25 protein-coding genes and 1 pseudogene are annotated in these 25813 nt (G+C 43.9%); 15 read left to right on the forward strand and 11 right to left on the reverse strand.

Annotated elements, in window-relative coordinates:
* Positions 1–18 precede the first annotated feature (18 nt).
* Both waaF and rfaC read left to right on the forward strand, forming a co-directional pair.
* On the forward strand, positions 19–1074 hold the full coding sequence (gene waaF / locus ELZ61_RS02045; protein WP_126371086.1) for a lipopolysaccharide heptosyltransferase II: 1056 nt from the start codon (positions 19–21) through the stop codon (positions 1072–1074).
* Between the two features lie 13 nt (positions 1075–1087).
* Complete coding sequence (gene rfaC, locus ELZ61_RS02050) at positions 1088–2038, forward strand: lipopolysaccharide heptosyltransferase RfaC (RefSeq protein ID WP_126371088.1); 951 nt, start codon at positions 1088–1090, stop codon at positions 2036–2038.
* Here rfaC and murQ read toward each other — a convergent pair.
* Together murQ and ELZ61_RS02060 are read right to left on the reverse strand one after the other, a co-directional pair.
* Entirely contained in the window at positions 2035–2952 is a 918-nt protein-coding gene (murQ, locus tag ELZ61_RS02055; protein WP_126371090.1) for an N-acetylmuramic acid 6-phosphate etherase, read from the reverse strand. The two genes, rfaC and murQ, sit on opposite strands and share 4 nt — an antisense overlap.
* Positions 2953–3270: 318 nt before the next feature.
* Positions 3271–4398, reverse strand: coding sequence for an anhydro-N-acetylmuramic acid kinase (locus ELZ61_RS02060; protein WP_126373541.1), 1128 nt, complete (start codon positions 4396–4398; stop codon positions 3271–3273).
* Positions 4399–4480: 82 nt separating this feature from the next.
* Here ELZ61_RS02060 and glmU point away from each other — a divergent pair, with 82 nt between their 5' ends.
* The gene (gene glmU / locus ELZ61_RS02065) at positions 4481–5851 is read left to right on the forward strand and encodes a bifunctional UDP-N-acetylglucosamine diphosphorylase/glucosamine-1-phosphate N-acetyltransferase GlmU (protein ID WP_422386254.1); all 1371 of its coding nucleotides are present in this window, start codon (positions 4481–4483) and stop codon (positions 5849–5851) included.
* Positions 5852–6045: 194 nt separating this feature from the next.
* Positions 6046–6957, forward strand: coding sequence for a mechanosensitive ion channel family protein (locus tag ELZ61_RS02070; protein WP_126371095.1), 912 nt, complete (start codon positions 6046–6048; stop codon positions 6955–6957).
* A gap of 80 nt (positions 6958–7037) precedes the next feature.
* Here the strand turns inward: ELZ61_RS02070 and ELZ61_RS02075 are convergent, their stop codons facing one another.
* The 5 genes and pseudogenes from ELZ61_RS02075 to murJ form a co-directional block, all read right to left on the reverse strand.
* Positions 7038–7430, reverse strand: a complete 393-nt coding sequence (locus tag ELZ61_RS02075) for a pyrimidine dimer DNA glycosylase/endonuclease V (protein WP_126371097.1) — start codon at positions 7428–7430, stop codon at positions 7038–7040.
* A 13-nt stretch (positions 7431–7443) separates the two neighbouring features.
* Positions 7444–8998: pseudogene (ppx, locus tag ELZ61_RS02080) on the reverse strand (exopolyphosphatase).
* A gap of 8 nt (positions 8999–9006) precedes the next feature.
* Positions 9007–12984 carry an autotransporter assembly complex protein TamB gene (tamB, locus tag ELZ61_RS02085; protein ID WP_126373543.1) on the reverse strand — a complete coding sequence of 1326 codons (3978 nt, stop codon included), beginning with the start codon at positions 12982–12984 and terminating at the stop codon, positions 9007–9009.
* Positions 12985–13038: 54 nt separating this feature from the next.
* The gene (gene tamA, locus ELZ61_RS02090) at positions 13039–14802 is read right to left on the reverse strand and encodes an autotransporter assembly complex protein TamA (RefSeq protein ID WP_126371099.1); all 1764 of its coding nucleotides are present in this window, start codon (positions 14800–14802) and stop codon (positions 13039–13041) included.
* Positions 14803–14861: 59 nt separating this feature from the next.
* Positions 14862–16433 carry a murein biosynthesis integral membrane protein MurJ gene (murJ, locus tag ELZ61_RS02095; protein ID WP_126371101.1) on the reverse strand — a complete coding sequence of 524 codons (1572 nt, stop codon included), beginning with the start codon at positions 16431–16433 and terminating at the stop codon, positions 14862–14864.
* 277 nt (positions 16434–16710) lie between these two features.
* Between murJ and rpsT the strand changes: the two genes are divergently transcribed.
* Positions 16711–16974, forward strand: a complete 264-nt coding sequence (rpsT, locus tag ELZ61_RS02105; RefSeq protein ID WP_017805402.1) for a 30S ribosomal protein S20 — start codon at positions 16711–16713, stop codon at positions 16972–16974.
* Positions 16975–17028: 54 nt separating this feature from the next.
* On the opposite strand, the gene ELZ61_RS02110 is transcribed toward rpsT, so the two are convergent.
* Positions 17029–17718 carry a YtjB family periplasmic protein gene (locus ELZ61_RS02110; protein WP_126371104.1) on the reverse strand — a complete coding sequence of 230 codons (690 nt, stop codon included), beginning with the start codon at positions 17716–17718 and terminating at the stop codon, positions 17029–17031.
* Between the two features lie 113 nt (positions 17719–17831).
* On the opposite strand from ELZ61_RS02110, the gene serB reads away from it, so the two are divergent.
* The 3 genes from serB to def are packed head-to-tail and all read left to right on the forward strand — an operon-like array spanning position 17832 to position 19813.
* Entirely contained in the window at positions 17832–18791 is a 960-nt protein-coding gene (gene serB / locus ELZ61_RS02115) for a phosphoserine phosphatase (RefSeq protein ID WP_126371106.1), read from the forward strand.
* 2 nt (positions 18792–18793) lie between these two features.
* A complete protein-coding gene (locus ELZ61_RS02120) occupies positions 18794–19285 on the forward strand; it encodes a YajQ family cyclic di-GMP-binding protein (RefSeq protein WP_126371108.1) in 492 nt (163 codons plus the stop codon).
* An 18-nt stretch (positions 19286–19303) separates the two neighbouring features.
* The gene (gene def / locus ELZ61_RS02125) at positions 19304–19813 is read left to right on the forward strand and encodes a peptide deformylase (RefSeq protein WP_103853500.1); all 510 of its coding nucleotides are present in this window, start codon (positions 19304–19306) and stop codon (positions 19811–19813) included.
* A 75-nt stretch (positions 19814–19888) separates the two neighbouring features.
* Here the strand turns inward: def and fabR are convergent, their stop codons facing one another.
* Positions 19889–20509 (reverse strand): HTH-type transcriptional repressor FabR, encoded by a 621-nt coding sequence (fabR, locus tag ELZ61_RS02130; RefSeq protein ID WP_103853501.1) that lies wholly within the window; start codon positions 20507–20509, stop codon positions 19889–19891.
* Between the two features lie 9 nt (positions 20510–20518).
* A complete protein-coding gene (gene oxyR, locus ELZ61_RS02135; RefSeq protein ID WP_126371109.1) occupies positions 20519–21418 on the reverse strand; it encodes a DNA-binding transcriptional regulator OxyR in 900 nt (299 codons plus the stop codon).
* Between the two features lie 138 nt (positions 21419–21556).
* Between oxyR and ELZ61_RS02140 the strand changes: the two genes are divergently transcribed.
* The gene (locus ELZ61_RS02140; RefSeq protein WP_126371111.1) at positions 21557–22294 is read left to right on the forward strand and encodes a glutathione peroxidase; all 738 of its coding nucleotides are present in this window, start codon (positions 21557–21559) and stop codon (positions 22292–22294) included.
* A 70-nt stretch (positions 22295–22364) separates the two neighbouring features.
* On the opposite strand, the gene ELZ61_RS02145 is transcribed toward ELZ61_RS02140, so the two are convergent.
* Complete coding sequence (locus ELZ61_RS02145) at positions 22365–22586, reverse strand: SlyX family protein (RefSeq protein WP_103853504.1); 222 nt, start codon at positions 22584–22586, stop codon at positions 22365–22367.
* A 128-nt stretch (positions 22587–22714) separates the two neighbouring features.
* Between ELZ61_RS02145 and ELZ61_RS02150 the strand changes: the two genes are divergently transcribed.
* The 6 genes from ELZ61_RS02150 to rpsL all read left to right on the forward strand — a co-directional run bounded on the left by ELZ61_RS02150 (position 22715) and on the right by rpsL (position 25775).
* A complete protein-coding gene (locus ELZ61_RS02150; RefSeq protein ID WP_126371113.1) occupies positions 22715–23419 on the forward strand; it encodes an FKBP-type peptidyl-prolyl cis-trans isomerase in 705 nt (234 codons plus the stop codon).
* Between the two features lie 74 nt (positions 23420–23493).
* On the forward strand, positions 23494–24159 hold the full coding sequence (locus tag ELZ61_RS02155; protein ID WP_115248826.1) for a helix-turn-helix transcriptional regulator: 666 nt from the start codon (positions 23494–23496) through the stop codon (positions 24157–24159).
* The gene (tusD, locus tag ELZ61_RS02160) at positions 24159–24539 is read left to right on the forward strand and encodes a sulfurtransferase complex subunit TusD (RefSeq protein ID WP_126371115.1); all 381 of its coding nucleotides are present in this window, start codon (positions 24159–24161) and stop codon (positions 24537–24539) included. Before ELZ61_RS02155 ends, tusD begins: the two co-directional genes overlap by 1 nt.
* Positions 24536–24898, forward strand: a complete 363-nt coding sequence (gene tusC / locus ELZ61_RS02165) for a sulfurtransferase complex subunit TusC (protein ID WP_126371117.1) — start codon at positions 24536–24538, stop codon at positions 24896–24898. The genes tusD and tusC overlap by 4 nt, the downstream gene beginning before the upstream one ends.
* Positions 24899–24925: 27 nt before the next feature.
* Complete coding sequence (locus ELZ61_RS02170; protein ID WP_241969716.1) at positions 24926–25243, forward strand: DsrH/TusB family sulfur relay protein; 318 nt, start codon at positions 24926–24928, stop codon at positions 25241–25243.
* Positions 25244–25400: 157 nt separating this feature from the next.
* Positions 25401–25775 carry a 30S ribosomal protein S12 gene (gene rpsL, locus ELZ61_RS02175; protein ID WP_013745731.1) on the forward strand — a complete coding sequence of 125 codons (375 nt, stop codon included), beginning with the start codon at positions 25401–25403 and terminating at the stop codon, positions 25773–25775.
* Positions 25776–25813 lie beyond the last annotated feature (38 nt).

Raw genomic sequence — 25813 nt, forward strand, 5'->3', positions numbered from 1 at the left:
ATTAATGAGAACCGCAGAATGAACATCTTAGTAATTGGCCCATCTTGGGTTGGCGATATGATGATGTCGCACAGTTTATATCAATGCTTAAAACAGCAATATCCTGATTGCCAAATTGATGTGCTTGCGCCAAATTGGTGTAAACCCTTGTTGGAAAGAATGCCGGAAGTTAGAGGGGCGCTCACAATGCCCATCGGACACGGCACCTTTGGCTTGAAACAGCGCTATGAAATTGGGAAAAGCCTAAGACATCAATATGATATGGCGATTGTATTGCCAAACTCGCTCAAATCTGCGTTTATTCCTGTGTTTGCCAAAATTGCCCGCCGCCGTGGTTGGAAAGGGGAAAGCCGTTATTTCTTTTTGAATGATTTACGCACCAATAAAAATGATTACCCAATGATGGTGCAGCGCTATGTGGCATTGGCTTATGAAAAAAACGCTGTGCCAACGGCAGCACAAATGACCTTTCCTTACCCTTATTTACAGGTGAGTAGCCAACAAATCGAGCAAACCAAAAACCATTTCCACGCACAACTTGCACAGGCAGAAAATCGCTCTGCGATTGGTTTTTGTCCGGGCGCGGAGTTTGGCCCTGCCAAGCGCTGGCCGCATTATCATTATGCTGCGCTTGCTCAAATGCTGATTGAAAAAGGTTACAGCATTCGCCTGTTTGGTTCAGCAAAAGATGAACAAGTGGGTGATGAAATTCGTGCCAGTCTGCCAGAAAATTTACAGCCGTACTGCTTAAATTTAGCGGGGCAAACCAGCCTTAATCAAGCGGTAGATTTAATCGCAGATTGCCAAGGCGTGGTTACCAACGATAGCGGATTAATGCACGTTGCGGCGGCGGTGCAGCGTCCGCTTGTAGCGCTTTATGGCCCAACTAGCCCGCAATACACGCCACCATTATCCCATCACGCGGTGATTATTCGCCTACAAAAAGGCGGATTAGAAAAAATTCGTCATGGCAAAGACAGCGCCGAAGGCTATCATCAAAGTCTTATCGACATCACGCCTGCGATGGTAATGGAAAAATTAAGCGAAATTTTACCGCACTTTGATCTGGCATAAATAAGGCAGCACGATGCGAATTTGCTTAGTAAAAACCTCTTCAATGGGCGATGTGATCCACACCTTGCCCGCATTGACCGATGCGCAAAAAGCTTTGCCTCATTTACAAGTGGATTGGGTGGTGGAAGAAAATTTCGCCGAAATTCCTACTTGGCATTCGGCGGTCAAACAAGTTATCCCCGTTGCCATTCGCCGTTGGCGCAAACAGCTTTTACAACGCAAAACTTGGCAACAATGGCAAGATTATCGTCAATTATTACAACAAAATCAATATGATGCCGTGATTGATGCGCAAGGCTTAGTGAAAAGCGCATTGTTCGCCGTGCGTCTAGCGCAAGGGGCAAAGCACGGCTATGATAAACATTCCGCACGCGAGCCTTTGGCTGCCTTATTTTATGATGAGCGCTACGCCATTGATTACCAGCAACACGCCGTAGAACGCATTCGCCAGTTATTTGCGCAAGCCTTGGGTTATGCGCTTCCGAGCCAACAAGGGGATTATGGCATTGCACAGCATTTCCCCGTGCAACAAAGCCTGCCGCCTTATGTGTTGTTGATTCACGCTACCACGCGCGCGGATAAACATTGGTGTAATCAAGAATGGAAAAAATTAGCGCAAAATCTCACCGCACTTGGGCTTGCCGTGCATTTGCCTTGGGGAAATGAGAAAGAAAAACAGGCTGCAGAATGGATCGCGCAAGGCATTGAAAATTCTATTGTTCTGCCGAAAATGGATCTCACCGCCTTAGCCCAGCATATCGCCAATGCCCAAGCGGTAGTTTCCGTAGATACGGGGTTGGCGCATCTCACTGCCGCCTTGGATAAACCGAACATCACCCTTTATGGTGCAACTAACCCAGATTTAATCGGTACTTACGGCAAAAATCAATATCACTTACAAGCGCCCACAATGGCACAAATTTCTGCCGAAGTCGTATTGCAGCGCTTACGCCCTTTGCTTTAATTTGATTTTAATGCCCCTTGCAAGCGTCCTTGATTTTCACGCAATAATTGCACCGCACTTGGATAATCCAAATCCGCTAGCAACATTAAGATGGCCACTTTTGCATTGTTGTGCGCAGCGTTAAGGGTTTGTTCTGCTTGTTCAGCGGTGCAATCTGTCGCTTGCATTACGATACGCACAGCACGCGCCACTAATTTTTGATTGCTGACTTGCACGTCCACCATTAAATTTTGGTAGCATTTCCCCATTAGCACCATACTGGCGGTGGTGAGCATATTCAGCACCAGTTTTTGTGCCGTGCCAGATTTCAAACGGCTTGAGCCAGTTAGCACTTCCGCACCTACCGCAGTGATAATGGCAATTTCCGCCACCTGTGCCATCGGTGAATTGGCGTTGCTAGCAATGGCCACCGTGGTCGCACCTAAGGATTTTGCATAATCCAAGCCGCCTAGCACATAAGGTGTGCGCCCGCTGGCAGCAATCCCGACCAAAATATCTTTCTCATTAAAATCAATTTCTTGCAAATTTTTCACCGCACTTTGTGGATTGTCTTCCGCCCCTTCAATGGGGTGACGCAAAGCACGTTCGCCCCCAGCGATAATGCCTTTTACCATTTCACTGGAAACCCCAAATGTTGGCGGACATTCTGACGCATCAAGCACGCCCAAGCGCCCACTTGTGCCAGCCCCGATATAAACCAAACGCCCCCCTTGCTGAAACGCCTGCACGATTTTTTCCACCGCAGCGGCAATTTTTGGCAAGCATTTTTCGATAGCCAACGGCACGTTTTTATCTTCCGCATTCATTAATTGCACGATTTCCAACGCCGAAAGCTCGTCCAAATTCATTGAGTTCGGATTACGTTGTTCCGTGCTAAGTTGCGAAAGTTGATTGAGTAATGGGTTGTTTTTCATTTTTTGTCTCTTTGGTTTTTTGAGAGGATTTGCGTAGGGTGGGCTTTAGCCCACCAATGGGAAAATCACATTAAACGGTGGGCTAAAGCCCACCCTATACTGTATTGGCGTATTATCTCGTAGGGGCGGACTGATGTGTCCGCCCATTTAAAATCGCGGTTTATTTTATTAAAAATAAAAGTGCGGTGAAATTTTGCCAGTTTTTCCTGCGATTAATTCTGTCCATTTTGGGCGAACACATAGGTTCGCCCCTAAGAAAATTATTCTTTATAAAATAATATGTTACAGTTATTTTTGGGTTCTAACCCTATTTATTATTCAACAATCCTTAGGATAAATCACCCCTAAACTCACCGCCTTTGTTGCGCCGGTAACGCTAGGTTCGTTGGAGGGTAAATTTTCCATTCGGCGGTAAGCTAACCACGCGAAGGCGGCGGCTTCTAAATAATCTGTGTCTAAGCCGTAATCTGTGGTGGTGGCGATTTGCCAATCGGGCAGTAAACGTTGCAAGTGAGCCATAATAACAGGGTTTTTCGCGCCGCCGCCGCAGACTAATAATAAACAAGGAAGCGTGTTGTGTTGGCTTAAATGTTGCAGATCTTGCGCAGTGCATTGTGCGGTAAATTCTGCTAGCGTTGCTTGCACATCTTGAGGGGAAAGTGCGGTGTGTTTTTGCAGAATTTTTTCTAGCCACGCCAAGTTAAATAATTCTCGCCCAGTGCTTTTCGGGGCAGGCAAGGAAAAATAAGGATCTGCCAGCAAATCTTGCAACAACGCAGGATTACTTCGCCCAGACGCTGCCCATTTGCCATTTTTATCATAGCTTTTCCCTTGATGTTTGGCGATCCAACTATCTAGCAACGCATTGCCCACGCCGGTGTCGTAACCTAGCACGGGCTGGTTTGGGATCAGCACAGAAATATTGCTAATCCCACCAATATTCAGCACCACGGTATTTCGCGTAGGATCAGCAAACACATTGTGGTGGAATGCAGGCACGAGTGGCGCGCCCTGTCCGCCATAAGCCATATCTTTACGGCGAAAATCAGCCACGGTAGTAATACCTGTGCGGGCAGCAATAATATTGGCATCGCCTAATTGCCAAGTAAAGGGCGATTGCCCTTGCGGTGCGTGCCAAATGGTTTGTCCGTGGCAGCCTACTGCCTGAATTTGTTCCGTTTTAAGAGAATGTTTCGCCAAAAATTGGTTGATGCTTTCTGTATAAAGTACGCCAAGTTGATGATCTAGTTCGCCAATTTGCTGTAACGAGCCTTGCCCTTGCTGGCAAAGTGCGGTGATATTTTGGCGCAAATTTTGTGGCATTGGCACAAAATCCGTGGCGACCACTTGCGCAGGCTGAGTGGAAAAATCCATTAGCGCGAGATCCACGCCGTCAAGGCTCGTGCCAGACATCACGCCAAGGTAATAATGGGATTGCATAAACATTTCCATAGAAAATTTGAATTGGCGATATTCTATTATAAAATAGCGCAGATTTTTATCTTAAACCGACAGAACAAGGATTTTTATGAAAAATTTAAGCGTAGTGATTTTGGCTGCAGGCAAAGGCACAAGAATGTATTCCGATTTGCCAAAAGTGTTACATAAAGTTGCAGGCAAGCCAATGGTGAAGCACGTTATTGATACAGCAAAACAGCTCAATGCCGATAATATTCATTTAATTTATGGCCACGGCGCAGAATTATTACAACAACACCTTGCCGATGAAAATGTAAACTGGGTGCTACAACCTGTGCAACTTGGTACAGGACACGCAATGCAACAGGCCGCGCCATTTTTCGCTGATGATGAAAATATCGTAATGCTTTATGGTGATGCTCCACTTATCACCGCGCAAACCTTGCAAAAACTGATTGATGCTAAACCAGAAAACGGTATTGCCTTATTGACTGCGCATTTGGACGATCCAACAGGCTACGGACGGATTATTCGTCAAGATGGCAATGTGGTTGCCATTGTCGAGCAAAAAGATGCCACGCCAGAACAATTAGCCATTCAAGAAGTGAATACAGGCGTAATGGTTTCCAGTGGTGCGAGTTTTAGAAAATGGCTAGCAAAATTGGATAACAACAATGCGCAAGGCGAATATTATATGACCGATGTGATTAAATTTGCCAACCAAGACGGCTGCAAAGTGGCTGCTGTGCAAGCGCAAGATTTAATGGAAGTGGAAGGCGCAAATAACCGCTTACAACTGGCTGAGCTTGAGCGTTATTATCAACGTAAACAAGCGGAAAAATTATTGCTAGCGGGCGTGAGTTTGCGTGATCCCAGCCGCTTCGATCTGCGTGGCGAAATCCTTCACGGTAAAGATGTGGAAATTGATGTGAATGTGATTATTGAAGGCAACGTGAAGCTGGGCGATCGAGTTAAAATTGGTGCAGGTTGCATTATCAAAGATTGCGTGATTGGCGATGATGTGGAAATCAAACCTTATTCCGTGTTTGAAGATGCCGTGATTGGCGAACAAGCTCAAATCGGGCCTTTCTCACGCCTTCGCCCAGGTACAGAACTTGCCGCACAAACCCATATCGGCAACTTCGTTGAAGTGAAGAAATCACACATCGGCAAAGGCTCGAAAGTGAACCACCTCAGCTATGTGGGCGATAGCGAAATTGGCGCAAATTGTAATATCGGCGCAGGTACTATCACTTGTAACTATGACGGCGTAAACAAATTCAAAACCGTGATTGGTGATGATGTGTTCGTGGGTTCAGACAGCCAACTGGTAGCCCCAGTAACCATCGCCAAAGGCGCAACCATCGGCGCTGGCACAACCGTTACCAAAGATATTGCAGAAAACGAACTAGTGATCTCACGCGTTCCACAACGTAATATCCAAGGCTGGAAACGCCCAGAAAAACTCGAGAAAAAATAACATGGTTACTATCATTGCTGGCTGTGATGATTTTTTAGCCAAAAGTGAAGATGAACGGAACATCTTGCCAATCTTTTTGACTAAGTAGCGATGCCGTTATTCAATGTGCATCAATAATAAGCAATGATGCCCTGCGATAAAGTGCGGTGCATTTTGTCGCAGTTTTTTATTTTTAATGATCTAAAGGAAAGTTTATGACAACTGAAAATGCTCAAGCCGCTGAAAATACAGTGGATATTCAAGCGCAAACTTCAGCGTTGATTGAGAAAGTTCACTCAATGGATATGAACACGCTCTTGAATGATTATGTGATCCCTTATGGCACAAAAATTCTGCTTGCGATTGCCATTTATGTGATTGGTAAAAGTATTGCGCGCTTGCTTAGTCGCCTGCTTGGCAAAGCCGTGTTGCATTCCAGCAAAGATGAAATGCTACAAAGTTTCGTTTCCTCGATCAGCTATTTTTTATTTCTCTTAATGGTGATTATTGCCTCGCTGTCCCAACTTGGCATTAATACTTCTTCACTGGTCGCCCTAATCGGTGCGGCGGGTTTAGCGATCGGCTTGGCATTACAAAATTCATTACAAAATTTTGCTGGGGGGGTGATGATTTTGATTTTTAAACCTTTCCGTAAAGATGATGTAATTGAATCTAGCGGAATAGTGGGAAAAGTAGAGAAAATCGGGATATTATTTTTGGAATTACGCACTGGTGATAACAAAACCATCTTAATCCCAAACGGCAAAGTGTTTGGCGACAGCATTACCAACTATTCCAGCAACGCCACACGCCGAATCGACTTTATTTTCGATATCGCCTACAAATCTAACATTGAACAAGCGAAAGCCATTGTAGCCGACATCTTGGCGCAAGATCCACGCGTATTGAAAGACCCAGAACCCACCATTGCAGTGGGCGCACTTGCCGCAAACAGCGTACAGCTAGTGGTTCGCCCTTGGGTAAACACCGCGGATTATTGGGCAGTGCATTTTGATGTCACGGAAAAAGTCAAACTCGCCTTTGACCAAGCCGGCATCGAAATCCCATTCCCACAAATGGATATTCATTTGCCTGAAAATGCTGAATTAAAAGTGGGGCAGAAGTAATTTCCTTATATTCCGTACATAAAGAAAAAACGTATTTGGGGTTTGCTCAAATACGTTTTTTATTTCGTTGATATTCTACATTAGCATTCCACATTTTTTGCCAGCGTAAATCTCGCCAATTTAGGCATTCTTAATTGAATACGTTCGCGGTTGAGTGTTAAGGCGTTTTTTGTGGGCTGGTAATCTTGCCATAGGCTAGGATTTTGTGGTAAATCTTCTGGCCAGAAATATTGCACCTTAAAGCCGCGCGCTTTGCATTCTTGGTGGAGGAGATCGTAGCGGTTTTTGAGAAATTGCAGTTTGTTGAAAAAGAATCGGACGTGTCCTTCGCCTAATTTGTAATCCGCAGGCTGCCCAGTAAGATTGTATTTTCCTTTCGCAACCGCGTTGGGAATGCGAGTGAGTTCGCGATGTTCGGCGAGCAGGTGTTGATCGCAAAGTTCTTGTGGCGGGACAACATTAATCCTTGTCATTATTTTTCCTTATTTATGAAAAGTTTAGTCCTAAATCTAATTCTTTTAATAATTTGTTTTCTGCGATGAGATCATTTCGCACTAAGGGATTCTGCGCTAAATAACTTGGCTCAAATTGAATTGTCCATTGCGCTAAAGTGCGGTCGATTTTTAATGAAATTTTTTCACTCCATACGGTGGCTTGGCGCGATTTATTCAGCAAAATGGCTAAGCGCAGCAAACGCACAACGCACAAGGGCGAGAATATCTTGCTCGGCATAACGAGAAAACTTCGTAAAATCAGTCTGTTTAATATTGTTGATTTGGTAACGTACCAAGGTGGTGAGCAGGCGTTGTTGCTCTTTATCAAAGCCCGGTAGCTCCATATTTTGCAGAATGTAGGCGGAGTGCTTTTGCAAGCCTTTATGATTGATCACAATGCCCACTTCGTGCAGCCGTGCCGCCCAAAGGAGAATGTCCACCATTTCATCTTGTAGTTGGCTGTTTTGCCAAGCGCTGTATTGCGCAGCAAGGCGTTGAGCGCTTTGATAGACTCGCTCAGATTGTGCCATATCAAGGTTAAATTGTTCGGCAAGGGCAAGGGCGGTGCGTTGGCGGATATTGCTCACTTGGAAGTTTTTTTCTAGGCTGTACATCACCCCTTCACGTAATGCCCCATCAGAATATCGCATTTCCTCAATGCCGAAAACCTCAAACACGGCACTTAAAATAGCAAGCCCCGGCACGAAAACATCAGCTCTGTCTTCATTTAATCCTTCTAGCTGAAGTTGGTCAAAATGCGTGGCTTGTAGCACTTTTTCGCGTAGCTGGGCTAAGCGTTGTGGTGTGATAATGCCGTTGGGATCAAGATTGGCGGCAATCACTTGATAAACGGTTTTAATCGTACCTGATGAGCCGAGTACCGATTGCCAGCCCAATTTTCGATATTCAAAGGCTAAATCTTCAATTTTATTCACCGCACTTTGTTCCGTGCGCTGAAAATTTTCGGCGGAAATTTCCCCATTGGGAAAAAATTTCTTTGCAAAGCTTACGCAGCCCATATGGCGACTTTCAGCAATCAGTGGGTGGAAATCTTCGCCGATGATCATTTCTGTTGAGCCACCACCAATGTCCACCACAAATTTTCGTCCTGTTTCAGGCTGAGTGTGAGAAACGCCAGCGTAAATGGTTTTGGCTTCCATTTGCCCGCTGATAATGTTAATCGGGTAAGGGAAAACCTGTTCCGCTTGGCGTAAAAATGCTTCATTGTTTACCGCGGTGCGTAGGGTAAATGTTCCTACCACATTGACATTTTGGGCAGGAAATCCTTGTAGCCGTTCCGCAAATAAGGCTAAACAATTTACCCCTCGTTGAATGGCTTCTTGGCTTAATACATTATTTTCATCTAGCCCTTCGGCAAGCTGTACTTTCTGTTTTAAGCGCGACAGTACTTGGATTGAGCCATTGATAATACGGGCGATGATCATATGAAAGCTGTTTGAGCCTAAATCAATGGCGGCAATTTCTCGCACTTCGCCACGGTGATGGAGATAAGCAGAGGCTTTAGCCAACAGATTTTCGTTATTCATAATGTTCCCTAAAAGTCAAAGTGATAAAGCAGATCCACGGCTTGGTTTACCCCCGAAACGGATTGTAAATAAAGCTGTGGCAATAATTTATAGCGGACGGTAAATTCTGCCAATCCATCAAATAAACCGACTCCATATTTGAGCTGTAAGCGTGGTGTAATGTTGCCGCTCACCGTAACTTTGGAACTGTCGCCCACCCCTTGCGTGCCTAGACTGAGATCTTGCACACCAAAGGCCTCACCAATGCCTCCAACTAATTTTCCACTCTTGGCTAAGCCCATTCCAAGCAGTGCCGCCCCGATTGAACCGCCTGATCCTGCTTCACCGCTATTTTCCAGCGAACGCCCTGTTAGCAAGTAGGAGAGGGCTTCATCTTGCGAGCTAGCAGGATCGGAGAACACCGTAACTTGCGGGGCTGTGGCAATGCCGATTACTTTTACCCCAGCGGTAATATTGCTGTTTTCCATTGCCGTTGGGTTGCGAATGGCTTCAATATTTAGCATTGGTTGAGATGGCAAGCCAGAAAAACTGATTTGCCCTTTGCGAATTAGTAAGTCTTGCCCATAAGCGGCATAGCGCCCATTTTTCAAGTAAATTTGCCCAAATAAACCCAGTTTGCCTTTGTCTTGTTTGACTGAAAGCAAGCCGTTTAAGCTGGTGTTTAAGCCGTAAGCGTTGAGGGTAACATCATCACCGATATTAATTTTCAGATCGGAGCGAATTTCCATACCGCTTTTCGTACGCGCTTTAATTTCACCGTTTTTTAACCCCACTTTGGTTTTGTCTGGGCCGTCTAAAATCACTTCATCACCGCTTACGGCAACGGCGCTGTCTGGCAATTCTTCAATGGCAATTCTTGCCCAAGGAATATCTACTGTACCAGAAATATCAAGCAGTTTTGGATTGGCCGTGAGTTCCACATTTGGGCTAATTTTTAATTTTGCCATTGACGGAATATTCACATTAAAGCGATCTGCTTTGGCTTGCACACGCGTGTTCCAGTGTTCCACATCTTTCCAATCCGCTTCGCCAGTAATATCTAAACGGCTTTCAGGGCTTTGCACATAGCCTTGCAAGGTGGAACGATTGCCGGCAAAACGCATCGATAAATTGCCGTCTTTAATGGTGAATGGCAGGGATTTCATTGTGGCACTTAAACGATTGACATCAAAATTACCGTGAATAAGCGGTGCATTGAGATTGCCGCCTAAGGTGAGGTTGGCAGCAATTTCGCCATTAATTTTTTCGCCACTTGAAAGCAGTTGTTTGGCTAAATTGAGATTTAAGCGCTGAATGCTAATGTTGCCCCCTAAGGTGCGAGATTTTGCCAAGTCTTGCAATTTAAGTGCGGTGGTAATTCGGCCATTTTCCATTAAATCAATGGCGGAATCCAAATTCAGATTGTTGTTTTCCATTTGGGCTTTAATGTCCACTTTCGGAATAGCCAGGTTGAAGGTGCGATAATCAATTTTCTGCGCCACTGATAAATGATTGCCCGCCACTTGCACATTGAGTTTCAGCGGTTTATCGCTAAACCACGCCACCGTTCCCTGACTTTGTAATTGCCCTTTGATTTGCGTTTGGTTTTGTTCTTTATCCAATAGTTTGTTGATTAAGGCTAAATCCAATTTACGCACTTGGAATGGTACTTCGCCGTTTTTCCCTGCGGTGAAATTTTTGGGGAAACATAGCTCAATATCGCTGTTTAACCAACAATGTGAGGAAATGGCGGCTTCGATTTTGTTTTGATTATAAGTTACTGCAACGCCTTGATTGGTTTGCCATTTTCCCACTGGAGATTGAATATCCACACCGCTAATTTGCCCTTTCCAGATTTGCGAAGTGCGGTCGAAATTTCCTGCAATTTTTAAATTAGCCGCCACAGGTTTACCCTGTGATTGCAGCTGTAATTGGTGATTTTTTTCATCACCCGATAACGCAAGGGTCGCTTGGTTAATTTCTACATCAGCATATTTCAAGCCCGTTACATTGGCATTTAAATCACCGCTAATCACGTTCTGCGAACGGATATCCCCTTTAACGGCGAATTTATTCAGCTGTAATTGTTGGAAGCGAATATTGTTACCTGTTAAATCCACGTTTAAATTTGGCTCGCGAATGTCCCCTTTCAATTTTGCATAGCCAAACAGGGTGGCGGAAAGTTCAGGCAGCAAACCACGTAAATTGGGCGCGTGAATATCAAGAGATAAATCGGATTGCTGGCTGATTTCCCCTTGCATTGCAATGCGGTTTTCACCGTAATTGAGCAACAGATTTGGCACTTGCAGCCATTTGTTGTTATCTGCGCTGAGCTTGCCTTTGAGGCTTAATGGCTGGCGAGAAAGCGTACCGTTAATGTCTAAATCGGGGACGTTAATTGTCCAATTTTGCCCATCAACTTGCCCTTGCGAGCTGAAATGACCAGACAGCACCGCAGGCATTGACGGCAAATATTGAGTGATATTTAATTGTGAAAAATCCACCGCACTTTGCCATTGTACGCCTTTTTGCCAGTTTACTTCACCGCTTAAATTCGCCTTGCCTTGTAAGGTGTTAAGCGCAAATTGTGCAATGTTGGCCTGCCAAAGTTTACCGTTAATTTGGCTGGTAATTTGTGTTTTTGGCGTACTCATTCCAGAAACATCGGCATTCAGTTGCGCTTGGTAAGCCAGCAAATCGCCAGTTAGATTGAGCGTTAAATTTTGTACTTTTAGCGGATCTTTTTCTTTTTTATCAAAAGGATATTGCAAGCTTTTACTGGTTAGCTTGAGATCAAAAGGCGTTTTTTCTTGGTTAAGCGCCACATTGCCCACCAGCTCCGCATTAATATCCCCTTTGCTTTGCAAATGAAGCTGCGTTTGCCCACGCAGTTGGCCTGAAAGTTGTAGGCTGAGATCGCCCTGTGGGATATTCAATGGCGCATAGCCTTTCAGTTGGCTGTTAAGCTGAAAATCAAGGGGGAAATCTTCGTCCAGCTGCATTGTGCCTTGCCCTGCCAGCGTTCCCACTGAACTGGCGATATTCAGGTTGTGCAGTTGCACTTGATTGCCTGTGGCATCAGCATTGATTTGCAAAGAGGACACCTCAATTTGCTGTGCAGGGGCAGGCTCGGTTTCAGTTTTTGGTGCCTTATTTTGTGCATTATCTTGCGCCTTATTTGCGCTGTCGAAATGCTGTTGATATTGCCAATTTTTACCTTGAATATCGGTAATATGGAGATCAAAAGGCAGCTCGATTTTATTTAAATTGCCGAGCAAAGCTGGGGTAAGACGTTGTTCTAACTGTTGCCAATCAATGGCTTGCTCTGTTGGTTGAGTGGCTTTGCTTTCCGTTTTTTGTGCGGTTTTTTCTTCTTCTGGAGAGCTGTAAGTTTGTATTAACAAATCATTAATCTGCGTTGGCGCAAGGGTAAAACCGCTTTCATTGTTTAGGCTAAGTGCGGTGGAAAAGTGGGCCAAATTAATCTGCGTTTGATCGATAGTTAAAGCTAAATCCTGCACTTGTACATTGTCTGCTAGCACTGCTACAGGCAGATGAATTTTTTTCATTGGGCTAGGATCTTTGTCCTTTTCTTCGGACGGCGGCAGCTTTGTCGTGTCAATATGAATTTGTGGTTGTTGAATGCTGAGATCTTGCAGGCAAACTTTGGCTTTCAGCAAGCAAGACAAATCCAGTTGCAAATGGGCCTGCTGAATTTGCGTATCCACACCCTCTGACTGAAATTTGACATTATGCAGGGTTAGCCCATTTTGCAAGCCGCCTTCCACCTGCTCAATAGAAAGGCTATCCATTAGCTTATCCACCAGCTGAATCAAACCACGCTGCCCTTGATTGGTGGCAAGGGTGGCGAGCAAGGCAAAAATCGGCAAAAAAATCACCGCACTTATGCACAGCAGTTTTTTCCATAATGGACGTTTTTTCTTCACGGCAGGGGAGTGTTCCGCCTGATTTTCTGTACCTTGGTTTTCAGTGCTTTCGTTTGCCATATTTTGCTTTTCAGTATTTGGGGTGGATTGCGCTTCTTTTGTCATTTTTGTTGCCTATAATTCCGAACCTAAACCAATGTAAAATTGCACGTTTTTGCTGTTGTCTTTGTCACGAATTGGGGTGGCAATATCCAGTTTTACTGCGCCGATAGGTGATGCCCAGCGCACGCCCATTCCCGCGCCATAGCGCAGTTCTTCTAAATCGAAACTGTTCGCCGCAAGCCCTGTGTCGGCAAAGGTGGCGAGCCACCAGTTTTCATAAACTTGGTATTGATATTCCAATGTTCCCGTGGCAAGACGGGTTGCCCCCACCAATTTGCCATCGGCATTTTTTGGTGAGATTTTTTTATAGCCGTAACCGCGCACGCTACGATCGCCCCCAGCAAAGAAACGAAGTGCGGGCGGAATTTTCTCTAAATTTTTGGTCTGTAACCAACCGATCTCACCACGCACTAAGAAACGGTGATTATCGGCAAAGGTGCGAATCCACGCACTGGACGCTTGTACTTTGAAGAAATTCGCATCAGAAAGCCAGATTTTATGCCCAAAATCCACGGTTAAACGCTGTGCATCGCCCCAAGTTGGGAATAAACCGCCCCTTAAGCGGGTACGGCTAATGGACGCAGTGGGGTAAACCAACCAAGTGCGATCAGAATGATTGGCTTGGGTGAAAGAATCATAACGCACACGCAACCCAAGGGCGTGCTGCCAGCCTGATATGCGATTCCAATAACGCAACGCCGCAAAGGTGCCTGATGAGGTTTCTGTGTCGTTAGTTTTTTCCCGTTCGTAACCAGTGGAAAATTCATAATAATAACGCAGCGGATTTTTCAACAATGGCATTTTATACACCGCTTCCACCGTTTGTTTTGGCGCAGAAGCATAAAGATTAAAACGGAAACTATGCCCACGGCTGTTGATCCAAGGCTTTGTCCAGCCCCATTGAAAGCGCGGGCCGACATCAGTGGAATAACCTATCCCCACGTCCATGGCATTTTTTTTACGCGGCGTGAGTAGCACATCAACATTAACAATTTTATTTTCTTCATCAAGGTTAGGCTGCACTAACACCGAGCTAAACCAGTTGGTGGAGGTGTAATCGTTGGTAAAACTGGAAAGGTCATTGATGAGATAAGGTTGCCCTTTTTCAATTTCCATCATATTACGCAAATAATCTTCACGAATTTGCGAGCGTTGAAAGGTGAATTTGCCGAAGCGATAGCGTTCGCCGCTATCAAAGGTGATTTTCCACCAGCCTTGATAAGTGGAAGGGCGCACTAATAATTGGGAAACATCAAAATCGGCATCAAAATAACCGCGTGCCAGAGCAAGGGATTGCAGATCGCTTTTGTAATCTTCGTATTTGGAGTGATAAAGCAATTCGCCAAGTTTAGGCAGTTTTTTATCTAGCGCTTTGAAGGCTTCATCGTCTTTTGCTTGGCCCAAAATTTGAATATCCATTCCGGTGAGCAAAACAGGTTTGCCAGCATTTACATCAGCGATGAGTACAGGGCGTTTGCCTCCTTTGGCAGGTTGCAGGCGAAAATCAATTTTAATGTTGTAGTAGCCATAAACGCGCAAGGCTTTTTTGATGGCTTCACTCACAATATATTGATAGCGATCTGAGCCGTCCGCTTCTTCAGGATCGATCATCTTGGTGTAAATATCCACGTTTTCAATGGCTTTTACCCCTTTTACCCCAATGACTTTGAGATCCACGGTATGTTCGGCATAACTATTGATACTGCTTAAACTCCAAGCGGTAAGTAGGCTTGCATAAAGCCATAAATGGCGTTTTTTTTGTTGCAATAATTTCATACTGTTCCCATTTCGCTGAACCTTGGTTCAAATAAAGTGCGGTGCTTTTTTCGTTATTTTTATGAATGTAATAAATGGCGTTTGCGAATGCCTAAAAGCAATAATGTGCCGCCATAAATCAATGCTGCAAGGGCAATAAGCCAAGCCAGCCAGTGAATGCGAGTGATAAATGTCATTTGTTGCCAGCTTTCTAATGTTGGACAATAGTGCCAAATTACGCTGCCCATTGCCAGCCCTGCAAGTAAAACTTTGGTAAAAAACACCGCACTTTGTTTACTAAAATGATAAATATTTGCCCGAGCCAAGCCACGATAGAGCAAATAGGCGTTTAAGGTGGCAGACATCGCCGAAGCAATGGCAAGCCCCACATAGCTAAACGGAATGGCAAGCAGGTTAAATGCCATATTGCTCACCATTGCGATAATGCCGATTTTCACGGGAGTTTTGGTGTCTTGGCGGGCATAGTAACCATTGGCGAGAATTTTAATCAGCATAAAGCTCAACAGCCCCGCATTAAAGGCAAGCAGGGAATAGGAAGCAGCTTGCACATCAGAAAAGAGGAATTGACCCCGCATAAATAGCACTAGCAACATCGGCTGTGCCAACACGCCAATGCCGATCATCGCAGGCACGCCAAGCAACAAAATCATTCGCACGCCCCAATCCATTGTGTTGCGAAAATCCACCGCACTTTGTTCGGCATTATCCGAACGATTAACGTGGTGGCGGGCGAGGGTTGGCAAGATCACAGTGGAAATGGCGATACCAAAAAGCCCAAGAGGAAATTCGAGCAAACGGTCAGAATAATAAAGCCAGCTGATCGAGCCTGTCATCAAGAAACTGGCAATAAAGGTATCCAGCAGTAAATTGATTTGGCTCACGGAAACCCCGAATAAGGCAGGGATCATCAGCGTGCGGATTTTTTTTACCCCTGCATCATTCCACGCCCATTTTGGTTTCACTAATAAGCCTGCTTGCTTTAAGAAAGGCAACTGAAATAAAAATTGCAACAAACCGCCAATAAAGATCCCAATAGCAAGGGCAAGATCAGGGCTCGATGTGTAGGGCGCAAGGAAAAGTGCGGTGCAAATCATCGCAATATTGAGTAACACGGGCGAAAATGCCATCACGCCAAATTTGCCGAGCGTGTTTAAAATTGCCCCTGATAACGCAACAAAGGTAATAAACCATAAATAGGGAAAGGTGATTTTGAGTAACAGCGAGGCTTGTTCAAACTTCACGCCGTTTACCCCATCATTGAGCCAATCAATAAACCAGCCTGTACCAAAAATGGCGGCGACCACGGGCGAGCCGACCATCGCAAAAAGGGTAACAAGGGTAACCAATCCCCCCAAAGTGCCAGACACTTTGCTGATAAATTGCTGAGTTTTGCTGAGATCGCCGGCTTTTTGGTATTCCGCCAACACAGGCACAAAGGCTTGAGAAAATGCCCCTTCAGCAAATAAACGGCGTAAAAAATTAGGAATACGGTTGGCAAACAAGAACACATCAGCACTTAACCCCGCACCGATGATTTGTGCGATAATCACATCACGCACCAGTCCAAGCACGCGCGATAATAAAGTCATTGCACTGACAATAATGCCAGATTTTAATAATCGTTTACTCAAAATAGCTTTCTCATCAAGAAAAATTTGGCTTAATTGTATAGAAATTTTGTTTTTAAGCTATATTCTAGGCAAAAAAACTGATAAAATTCGCCCACATCGTTTGGGTGGGCTACATTGAAAGCCGCATTTTCAGCGAACGATGCAGACTTTCGGTTGTGTCTCACCGAGTAATCAAGCTAAATTTTGCTAATTGTTTATTGACAATTATGGAACGGAAAGGCATAGTTTACGCCTTTATTTATCTCATAAACTAACAGAAATTTTTAGGAGTTTGACCTTGGCTAATATCAAGTCAGCTAAAAAACGCGCGGTTCAATCAGAAAAACGCCGCCAACACAATGCAAGCCAACGCTCTATGATGCGTACTTACATTAAAAAAGTTTACGCCGCTGTAGCAGCAGGTGAAAAAGCTGTGGCTGAAGCCGCTTTCGTAGAAATGCAAAAAGTTGTGGATCGTATGGCATCTAAAGGCTTAATCCACAAAAACAAAGCAGCGAACCACAAATCTAAATTATCTGCTCAAATCAAAAAATTAGCGTAATTTCAGATTAAAAAATTCAGAAAAATAAAACCGCACTTTAAAAGTGCGGTTTTTTTATGATTTATTTTTTAATCGTCTGCGTCTGCTGTGATAGGTGAAACGACTGGCTGTTTGAGGTTGTTTCTTTTTAGCAGGCTGGGAAAGCTCAAGTTGTTTGCGTTTCACTCGGCGATAACGGCTTAAAAAATAATGAATGGAGCTGGCAAATAATATTCCCGTAAGAAACACGATAATGATCTCACCGTAAAGACGGTTAAAAATCAGATTGATTTTGCTTTGCGTGGTTTGTCCATACTTATTATTAAAGGTTACGCGCAAAAAACCTTCCACGCCGTCAGAAGAATAAATTGGTTCAACAATTTGTTGATTGATGATTTCTTTTGCCACGGGCTGATCAAGCCCTAATTGCAGACGTAATAATGAAGCATTGGAACTCTGCGCTAACAGCTCACCCCGATTAGAATAAATTGAAGCATCAAGGATAAAATCCTCTTTCACAAAATTATCTAAGTTTTCTGTCAGCTGTTCTGATTTTGTATTATTAATCAATAACATTGAAAATAAATTGGCTTGCTGACGCACTAATAAATGGGAAAGATTCGTTACTTGATTGACACTAGCTAATTGTGATCCCAGTTTAAATTGTTGCACACCGAATAAAATCACGCCCATTATGCCAAGGCAAAATAAGATTATGATAACAATCATCGTGATTTTCAGTGCTTTTTCTTTGATGAGTTGCACGTTATTTTCCCCAAGATTTCGCAAAATAGGCTAGAATAAGGCGTTATTTTAGTCTATTTATGTGTTCACGGCACAATAAATCGTAAAAATGCCGATAATTTACAGGATTTTCTATGCAAACACAAAATCTCAACCAATTACAACACCAGTATCCAAATCTGCCTTGCCCAGTGCAACAGACGCAATCCCTTGCCGCAGGACAGAATTATTTTTTGCTTTATGGCGAAACCTTAGATTTGGCTAAATTGCAGAAATTTCAGCAAAAGTGCGGTGAAAATTTCACGCTTTTTGACTATTGGATTGAAGCGCATAACCTTGCGGTGCTGTTGCAAGGCAATTGGCAAGCGCAGTGGCAAGAATATGCTCATCAATTAGAAGTGGATATTGCGCGGCTCAATTTTTCCGCTCGTTTGCAGAAAAAAGGCTTGTTAGTGATGGATATGGATTCTACCGCCATTCAAATTGAGTGTATTGATGAAATTGCGAAATTGGCTGGCACAGGTGAGTTGGTATCTGAAATCACCGAGCAAGCCATGCGCGGAGAGTTAGATTTTGAGCAAAGCCTGCGCCGCCGCGTGGCAACCCTAAAAGGCGCACCTGAAAACATTTTACAACAAGTGCGAGAAAAATTGCCGCTAACTTCAGGATTAGTGGAAACCATTCAAGGCTTGCAGAAATACGGTTGGCGAACTGCCATTGCGTCAGGTGGGTTTACTTATTTTGCGGATTATTTAAAAGCAGAATTAGGGCTTGATGCGGCGGTTTCCAATCAATTCGAGATTGTGGACGGCATTTTGACTGGCGAAGTGCAAGGTGCGGTGGTGGACGCGCAATATAAAGCGGATACCTTGCGTCAATTGAGCGAACAATATCATATTCCAATGGAAAACACCGTTGCCATTGGTGATGGTGCGAATGATTTGCCAATGATGAAAGTCGCCAATCTCGGTGTGGCATTCCACGCCAAGCCGAAAGTGCAACAAGAGGCGCAAATTGTGGTAAACTTTGCCGACTTAACTGCACTATTATGTATTTTAGGTGCAAATGACCGAATAATGAAAAACGAGGAGTAATTATGCCTTCATTTGATATTGTTTCTGAATTAGACGCGCACGAAGTGCGTAATGCGGTGGAAAATGCCAACCGTGATTTAGCTAACCGTTGGGATTTCCGCAACGTGCCTTCTTCTATCGAGTTAAACGAAAAAAACGAAACCATTAAAGTGGCCAGTGAGTCCGATTTCCAAGTGGAGCAGCTGGTGGATATTTTGCGTAATGCCTGCATTAAGCGTGGCATTGATTCTGCGTCATTGGATATTCCAACAGAATATGAACACAGCGGTAAAACCTTTAGCAAAGAAATTAAGCTGAAACAAGGTATCGAAACGGATATGGCGAAAAAACTCACTAAGCTTATCAAAGAATCCAAGCTCAAAGTGCAAACTCAAATTCAAGGGGAGCAAGTGCGCGTAACAGGGAAATCCCGTGATGACTTGCAAGCGGTGATCCAACTGGTGAAAAATGCGGAATTAGGACAGCCATTCCAGTTTAATAATTTTAGAGATTAAAAAAGGAATAATGAATTTATGGCATTACTTGATGTGTTGATTTACCCCGATGAGCGCCTTAAAACGGTGGCGCAGCCGGTGGAAAAATTTGATGAAGAATTACACACTTTGATTGATAATATGTTTGAAACAATGTATCACGAGCAGGGTATTGGCTTGGCGGCAACCCAAGTTGATGTGCATCGCCGTTTGATTGTGATCGACATTGAAGGCACGAAAGAAAATCAAATTGTGTTAATTAACCCTGAAATTATCGAAAGTTCTGGCGAAACGGGCATTGAAGAAGGCTGTTTGTCTTTGCCGGGAATGAATGGCTTTGTACCGCGTAAAGAAAAGCTGACTGTGCGTGCCTTGGACAAAAATGGTAAAGATTTTTTACTGAATGCTGATGGTTTATTGGCGATCTGTATCCAGCACGAAATTGATCATTTAAATGGTATTGTTTTTGCGGATTATCTTTCTCCGCTTAAGCGTCAGCGGATGAAAGACAAACTCACTAAGCTGAAAAAACAGCTACAAAAAGCCTAATTTTTACCATTAGAAAGAAAACCTGCGTTTAAGCAGGTTTTTTATGAGAAAAATTTACGAAAAAAGCACCGCACTTTATTTTAGGGGCTTTTCCTTTTGGGCGGCGTAGGCAGCCCCTTTGGCGAGCATACGCAGTTGTAAAATCACCCGTTCTTTGAGCAACTCACGTTCTTCCTTATTCATATCCAAGGCATTCGCACCAGCGGTGAACACCAGTGTAACGATGCCCTCTGCTTGAATATAAGCAATGTGGCGCGAATAGCCATTGCGTTCGGCAATATATTCTGCCAGTTCGTCAATAAAATGCTTAATTTCCCGTGCTGCGGCGGTGCGGAACGCGTGCGATGTGCCTGAACTTTCACGCAGCAATAAGCGGAAAACATTGGTGCTGTGGGTGATAAATTCAAAAAACGTATTCACCGAAATCACGATAACGCTACCGCCATTTTCCAACCGTTTTCGTGCTTGGCGCATTAATTGGCGCAGCATTAGGCCTGCTTCGTCCACCATTTCTAAGCCGAGTTCGTCCATATCACGAAAATGGCGATAAAAAGAGGTAGGCGCAATGCCTGCTTCTCTTGCCACTTCACGCAGACTGAGATTAGAAAAACTTTTCTCTGCACTGAGCTGATTAAACGCGGCGCTGATCAACGCGCGTCTAGTTTTTTCTTTTTGAATTGCACGAACGCCTGCCATTTTGCCCTCTTATTTTTGTTGAAGGATCGGGGTGATGATATTGCTAATGGTATTTGCCACCCGTTCATAACGCATTCTTAGTGGTGAACCGGGGCGATAAATTAATGCTACGGTACGTGAGGGTTCTGGCACACAAGGGAGATATTTTACTCCTGTGCGATTGCCTTCGTTTAACACCGCAAGCTCTGGCATTAAGGTTATTCCTGCGTTGGCGGAAACCATATTGCGTAAGGTTTCAAGACTGGTGGCTTGGAAATGGGGATTTTCCTTTGCCCCAGCGGTGAAACAATAGCCCAGAGCTTGATCTCGCAAGCAATGGCCGTCATCAAGCATTAGCATTTCACAGCCTTTGAGTTTGTCCATTGGGATACTCTTCTCTTTTGCCCAAGGATGCTCTTGGGAAATCGCAAGCAACATTTTTTCTTTAAATAATGGCACTTCAATAAAGGCTTCGGTTTCTGGCACGGTGGCAAGAATGGCACAGTCTAAACGTCCACTTTCCAGTTGTTCTAACAACTGGTGAGTTTGCGCTTCATATAAAAATAGCTCTAAATCAGGAAAGGCTTGTTTCAGTGCAGGCATAATATAAGGCAGCAGATAAGGCCCAAGGGTTGGGATCATTCCTATATGCAATGGCCCAGTCATTTCTTTGCCTTGATTGCTTGCCATTTCTTTCAGCACTTTGACTTCGCGCAACACGGTGCGAGCTTGTTCCACAAGGAGCAAGCCCGATTGGGTAAATAGCACTTTACGGCTGGTGCGCTCTAGTAAAATAATGCCCAGTTCGTCTTCCAATTTGCGGATTTGTCCGCTTAAGGTTGGTTGGCTAACGTGGCAGGCATCTGCGGCTCGGCGAAAATGTTTGTGTTCGGCGAGCGCCACTAAGTATTCTAAATCACGGATATTCATATTTTCTCTGCTTCCTCCATCATAGAAAGGAACAATTAAAAGGATAGGTATTAATCGTTTGTAACTATATCACGATTTTCACTATAATTCACCCCGTCAATAAGAAATCATTATTTTAATCGCAATAGGAGAAAGATTATGACAGCAACAATGGAAGGAAAAAAAGTTCCTCAAGTAACATTCCATACTCGTCAAGGTGATCAATGGGTTGATGTAACCACTTCAGAATTATTTGATAACAAAACCGTCGTGTTATTTTCATTACCAGGTGCATTTACCCCAACTTGTTCATCAACACACTTACCACGTTATAACGAATTAGCGTGCGAATTCAAAGCCTTAGGTGTGGACGATATTATCTGTTTATCTGTAAACGACACTTTCGTAATGAACGCGTGGAAAGCGGATCAAGAAGCAGAAAACATTACCGTAATCCCAGATGGTAACGGTGAATTTACTGAAGGTATGGGTATGCTTGTGGATAAAGATGACCTTGGCTTTGGTAAACGTTCTTGGCGTTATTCAATGCTTGTGCGCAATGGCGTGGTGGAAAAAATGTTCATCGAGCCAAACGAGCCGGGCGATCCGTTCAAAGTGTCTGATGCAGATACAATGATCAAATACTTAAAACCTGATTGGCAAGCAAAACCTTCAGTGTCTATCTTCACTAAACCAGGCTGCCCATTCTGTGCAAAAGCAAAAGGTTTGTTAAAAGTGAAAGGTTACACCTTTGAAGAAATCGTATTAGGCCGCGATGCAAGCACCATCTCTGTGCGTGCGATCACAGGTAAAACCAGCGTGCCACAAGTATTCATCGGTGGGGAGTACATCGGTGGAAGCGAAGATTTAGAAAAATACTTCGCGAACCAAAACTAACTCCATAGCATAATTAGAACTTCCTATAAAAACCTTTGGCTAATCCTTGTGATTAGCCTTTTTTATGCCGTTAATAATGCGGTGGCGGGGTTTCTTCTGCTTGGCTTGCAATATTAGAGGGTTGTAAATCTTTTAACTTCGCCGCTAAATGACGCAGTTGCAACTGCATTTTCTCTAGCATAAATTGTTGTTCCACCAAGGCTTGGTTTAATTCTTCAATGGCGTGTTCCTGAAACGCCACTTTTGTTTCTAATTCGGCAATTTGTTTTGCTTGCTCAAGTTGAATTTGCATAAATAATCCTTAGCGTTATGTTTAAAATGTATAATGAATTATCAATAGACCCTAAATAATGGTTGTTAAATTGCTCAATACAATTTAACCTATCAAACATTCCGACTCATTATAAAGGATGATAAACAATGTTAAAAATTCAAAAATTCTCTCTTATCACACTCGCATTAAGTGCGGTGGTTTCTGGCTCAGTTTTTGCTGATCAAGCAGCGGACAAAAAATTCAATGATGAAGCCTCTTATGTGGTGGGGTATGCCACAGGAAAACAATTCCTTGAAACCTTAATCAACGATCAAAAAGATGTGATCAGTTACGACAAAGCTCGCGTATTACAAGGCGTGAACGATGCCTTAGAGGGCAAAGGCGATTTAACGGATCAACAAATCCAAGAAAAATTAAAAGCCATTGGCGACAAAGTGTATGAAGCGCGCCAAGCGAAAGTACAAGCTGAAAACGAAAAATTCACTGCGGACTTTATGAAAAAAGACGGTGCGAAAAAAACTGCGTCTGGCTTAATGTACCGCATTGAAAAAGCAGGTGAAGGTGCGGCAATCAAACCTGATGATATGGTCAAAGTGCATTACACAGGAAAATTAGCCGATGGCACGGTGTTTGACAGCTCCGTAGAACGTGGTCAGCCAGCAGAATTCAAATTAAATCAAGTGATTAAGGGCTGGACAGAAGGGCTTCAGTTAGTCAAAAAAGGCGGCAAAATTGCCCTGCTTATCCCAGCAGATTTAGCCTATGGAAAACAAGGCGCAGGCCCAATTCCACCTAACTCAACCCTTTATTTTGATGTGGAAGTATTAGACGTTACCCCTGAGAAAAAATAAGAAAAAACCACCGCACTTTATATCCATTGAAAGAAAAGTGCGGTGGATTTTTCCATCATTTTGAGATAAACCCAATGCTAACGGATAGACGCCCTTTTACTGATGAAGATCGTGCGATTTTAAATTCCTATGTGGCGGTGGTGGACGGCGTGAGTGCCTTAATCGGCAGTCATTGCGAAATCGTACTGCATTCTCTCGAAGATTTTGAACATTCTGCCATTTGCATTGCCAACGGGCATAACACCCACCGCAAAGTGGGATCGCCAATCACCGATTTTGCCTTGAAATCGCTCAAAACAATGCAAACGGAGAATGTTTCCAAGCCTTATTTTACCCGCGCAAAAGGCACGGCGTTGATGAAATCCGTCACCATCGCCATTCGCAATCAAGAAAAACGCATTATTGGTTTGCTGTGCATTAATATTAATTTAGATGTGCCGGTAACCCAATTTATCCAAGCCCTTATGCCGCCTGCGGAGCAACAATCTGCTTCTGAAGTGAATTTTGCCAGCTCGGTGGAAGAACTGGTTAGCCAAACCATCGAACAAACGGTGCAAGAGATCACCGCCGATCGCTTGGTGGCAAACAATAATAAAAATCGCCAAATTGTGCTTTCGCTCTATGAAAAAGGCATTTTTGACATCAAAGATGCCATCAACCTAGTGGCTGAGCGGCTGGATATTTCACGCCATACGGTGTATTTGTATATTCGCCAAATCAAGCAAGACGAGATGAAATAATGCGCTATGTGATTACAGTAAAACAGCCTGTTTATGGCTCGCAAGGGGCATTTTTAGCCTATCAACTTGCCCACGCCTTGCTTGAAAAGGGGCATCAAATTAGCCAAGTTTTTTTTATGCAAAATGGCGTAAGTAACGGCAACGGTTTTGTGTGTCCTGCTAATGACGAGTTTAATTTGCAACAACATTGGCAAGCCTTGAGTGAGCAGCACCATATCCCTTTGCATCTTTGCATCGCAGCTTCGCAACGCCGTGGCGTGGTGGACGCTTTAACGAGCAAAGATAAACAGCAAAATAATCTGGCAAAAGGCTTTGTGTTAGCAGGATTGGGCGAATTTAGCCAAGCCGTGTTGCAAGCAGATCGAGTGATAACCCTATGATTAAACTGGCTTTTGTGTTTACCCAACCGCCTTATGGCACGGCCGCTAGCCGTGAGGGCTTAGATGCACTCCTTGCTGCCACCGCCTTTTGTGATGAAAGCGAAATTGCGGTCTTTTTTCTTGATGACGGGGTTTTCAATCTCATCGCCAGTCAACAAAGCGAAAAAATCTTACAGAAAAATGTTAGCCAGCCTTTCAAATTACTGGAATTATACGACATCGAACAGCGTTACCTGTGCCAACAATCCGTACAAGCCTTACACCTTGAAAAAGCAAATTGGCTATTGGATTGCGAAATATTGCCCCGCGCGGCGTTAATGGAAAAATTACAACAAGCAGAAAAAGTGCTGACTTTTTAGCGCACTTTTTCATTCTTTTTGCAGGAAATGATGATGCTTTATACCTTTGCCAAAGCCGATTACGACAGCCAAACCCTCGCTCGCTATTTTGAGAATTTTACTGAACAAGATTGCCTTGTGCTATGGCAAGACGGCGTGCTACTTCCCTTCAAACACCAAGAACTTTTCACCCAACTCGCCGTGCCTTGCTATGCGCTAGAAAACGACATCTACGCCAGAAATCTACAAGAAATTGCACCGCACTTTGTTAATTGCGATGAAAATAATAAAAGCAAAGTGCGGTTGATTTCTCTGCAAGATTTTGTGGTGTTGACCGAGCGGTATTTCCCGCAGGTGGGGTTGTAAGCAAATTAATAATCAGACAAAGACTTTGTCCTTTGCCTGTTCTATGACTTGACATTCTTAGTGCCCAAGATTAAAATTCGGCGTCTATCTATTCTAAGGTAGAACAAAAAGTAAACATTCTTTTATGAATAACAACTATTAAACTGGAGCTTTTTTAATGGCAACTATCAACCAATTAGTACGCAAACCGCGTGTGAAAAAGGTTGTAAAAAGCAACGTTCCTGCATTAGAGGCTTGCCCGCAGAAACGTGGCGTGTGTACTCGTGTGTACACAACTACACCTAAAAAACCGAACTCAGCATTACGTAAAGTGTGCCGTATTCGTTTAACAAATGGTTACGAAGTAACTTCTTATATCGGCGGTGAAGGTCATAACCTTCAAGAGCACAGCGTTGTGCTTATCCGTGGCGGTCGTGTTAAAGATTTACCAGGTGTGCGTTATCACACTGTGCGTGGTGCATTAGACTGTGCCGGCGTTAAAGATCGTAAACAAGGTCGTTCTAAATACGGCGTTAAACGTCCTAAAGCTTAATGGTTCTCCGTTAAGTAAGGCCAAACGCTAATTAAATT

It is taken from the genome of Avibacterium volantium (assembly GCF_900635775.1).
Lineage (GTDB): Bacteria > Pseudomonadota > Gammaproteobacteria > Enterobacterales > Pasteurellaceae > Avibacterium > Avibacterium volantium.

Coding starts and splice junctions, on each gene's coding strand:
- waaF (WP_126371086.1), top strand. CDS start 19: ATGAACATCTTAGTAATTGGCCCATCTTGGGTTGGCGATATGATGATG.
- rfaC (WP_126371088.1), top strand. CDS start 1,088: ATGCGAATTTGCTTAGTAAAAACCTCTTCAATGGGCGATGTGATCCAC.
- murQ (WP_126371090.1), bottom strand. CDS start 2,952: ATGAAAAACAACCCATTACTCAATCAACTTTCGCAACTTAGCACGGAA.
- ELZ61_RS02060 (WP_126373541.1), bottom strand. CDS start 4,398: ATGTTTATGCAATCCCATTATTACCTTGGCGTGATGTCTGGCACGAGC.
- glmU (WP_422386254.1), top strand. CDS start 4,481: ATGAAAAATTTAAGCGTAGTGATTTTGGCTGCAGGCAAAGGCACAAGA.
- ELZ61_RS02070 (WP_126371095.1), top strand. CDS start 6,046: ATGACAACTGAAAATGCTCAAGCCGCTGAAAATACAGTGGATATTCAA.
- ELZ61_RS02075 (WP_126371097.1), bottom strand. CDS start 7,430: ATGACAAGGATTAATGTTGTCCCGCCACAAGAACTTTGCGATCAACAC.
- tamB (WP_126373543.1), bottom strand. CDS start 12,984: ATGGCAAACGAAAGCACTGAAAACCAAGGTACAGAAAATCAGGCGGAA.
- tamA (WP_126371099.1), bottom strand. CDS start 14,802: ATGAAATTATTGCAACAAAAAAAACGCCATTTATGGCTTTATGCAAGC.
- serB (WP_126371106.1), top strand. CDS start 17,832: ATGCAAACACAAAATCTCAACCAATTACAACACCAGTATCCAAATCTG.
- ELZ61_RS02120 (WP_126371108.1), top strand. CDS start 18,794: ATGCCTTCATTTGATATTGTTTCTGAATTAGACGCGCACGAAGTGCGT.
- def (WP_103853500.1), top strand. CDS start 19,304: ATGGCATTACTTGATGTGTTGATTTACCCCGATGAGCGCCTTAAAACG.
- fabR (WP_103853501.1), bottom strand. CDS start 20,509: ATGGCAGGCGTTCGTGCAATTCAAAAAGAAAAAACTAGACGCGCGTTG.
- oxyR (WP_126371109.1), bottom strand. CDS start 21,418: ATGAATATCCGTGATTTAGAATACTTAGTGGCGCTCGCCGAACACAAA.
- ELZ61_RS02140 (WP_126371111.1), top strand. CDS start 21,557: ATGACAGCAACAATGGAAGGAAAAAAAGTTCCTCAAGTAACATTCCAT.
- ELZ61_RS02145 (WP_103853504.1), bottom strand. CDS start 22,586: ATGCAAATTCAACTTGAGCAAGCAAAACAAATTGCCGAATTAGAAACA.
- ELZ61_RS02150 (WP_126371113.1), top strand. CDS start 22,715: ATGTTAAAAATTCAAAAATTCTCTCTTATCACACTCGCATTAAGTGCG.
- ELZ61_RS02155 (WP_115248826.1), top strand. CDS start 23,494: ATGCTAACGGATAGACGCCCTTTTACTGATGAAGATCGTGCGATTTTA.
- tusD (WP_126371115.1), top strand. CDS start 24,159: ATGCGCTATGTGATTACAGTAAAACAGCCTGTTTATGGCTCGCAAGGG.
- tusC (WP_126371117.1), top strand. CDS start 24,536: ATGATTAAACTGGCTTTTGTGTTTACCCAACCGCCTTATGGCACGGCC.
- ELZ61_RS02170 (WP_241969716.1), top strand. CDS start 24,926: ATGATGATGCTTTATACCTTTGCCAAAGCCGATTACGACAGCCAAACC.
- rpsL (WP_013745731.1), top strand. CDS start 25,401: ATGGCAACTATCAACCAATTAGTACGCAAACCGCGTGTGAAAAAGGTT.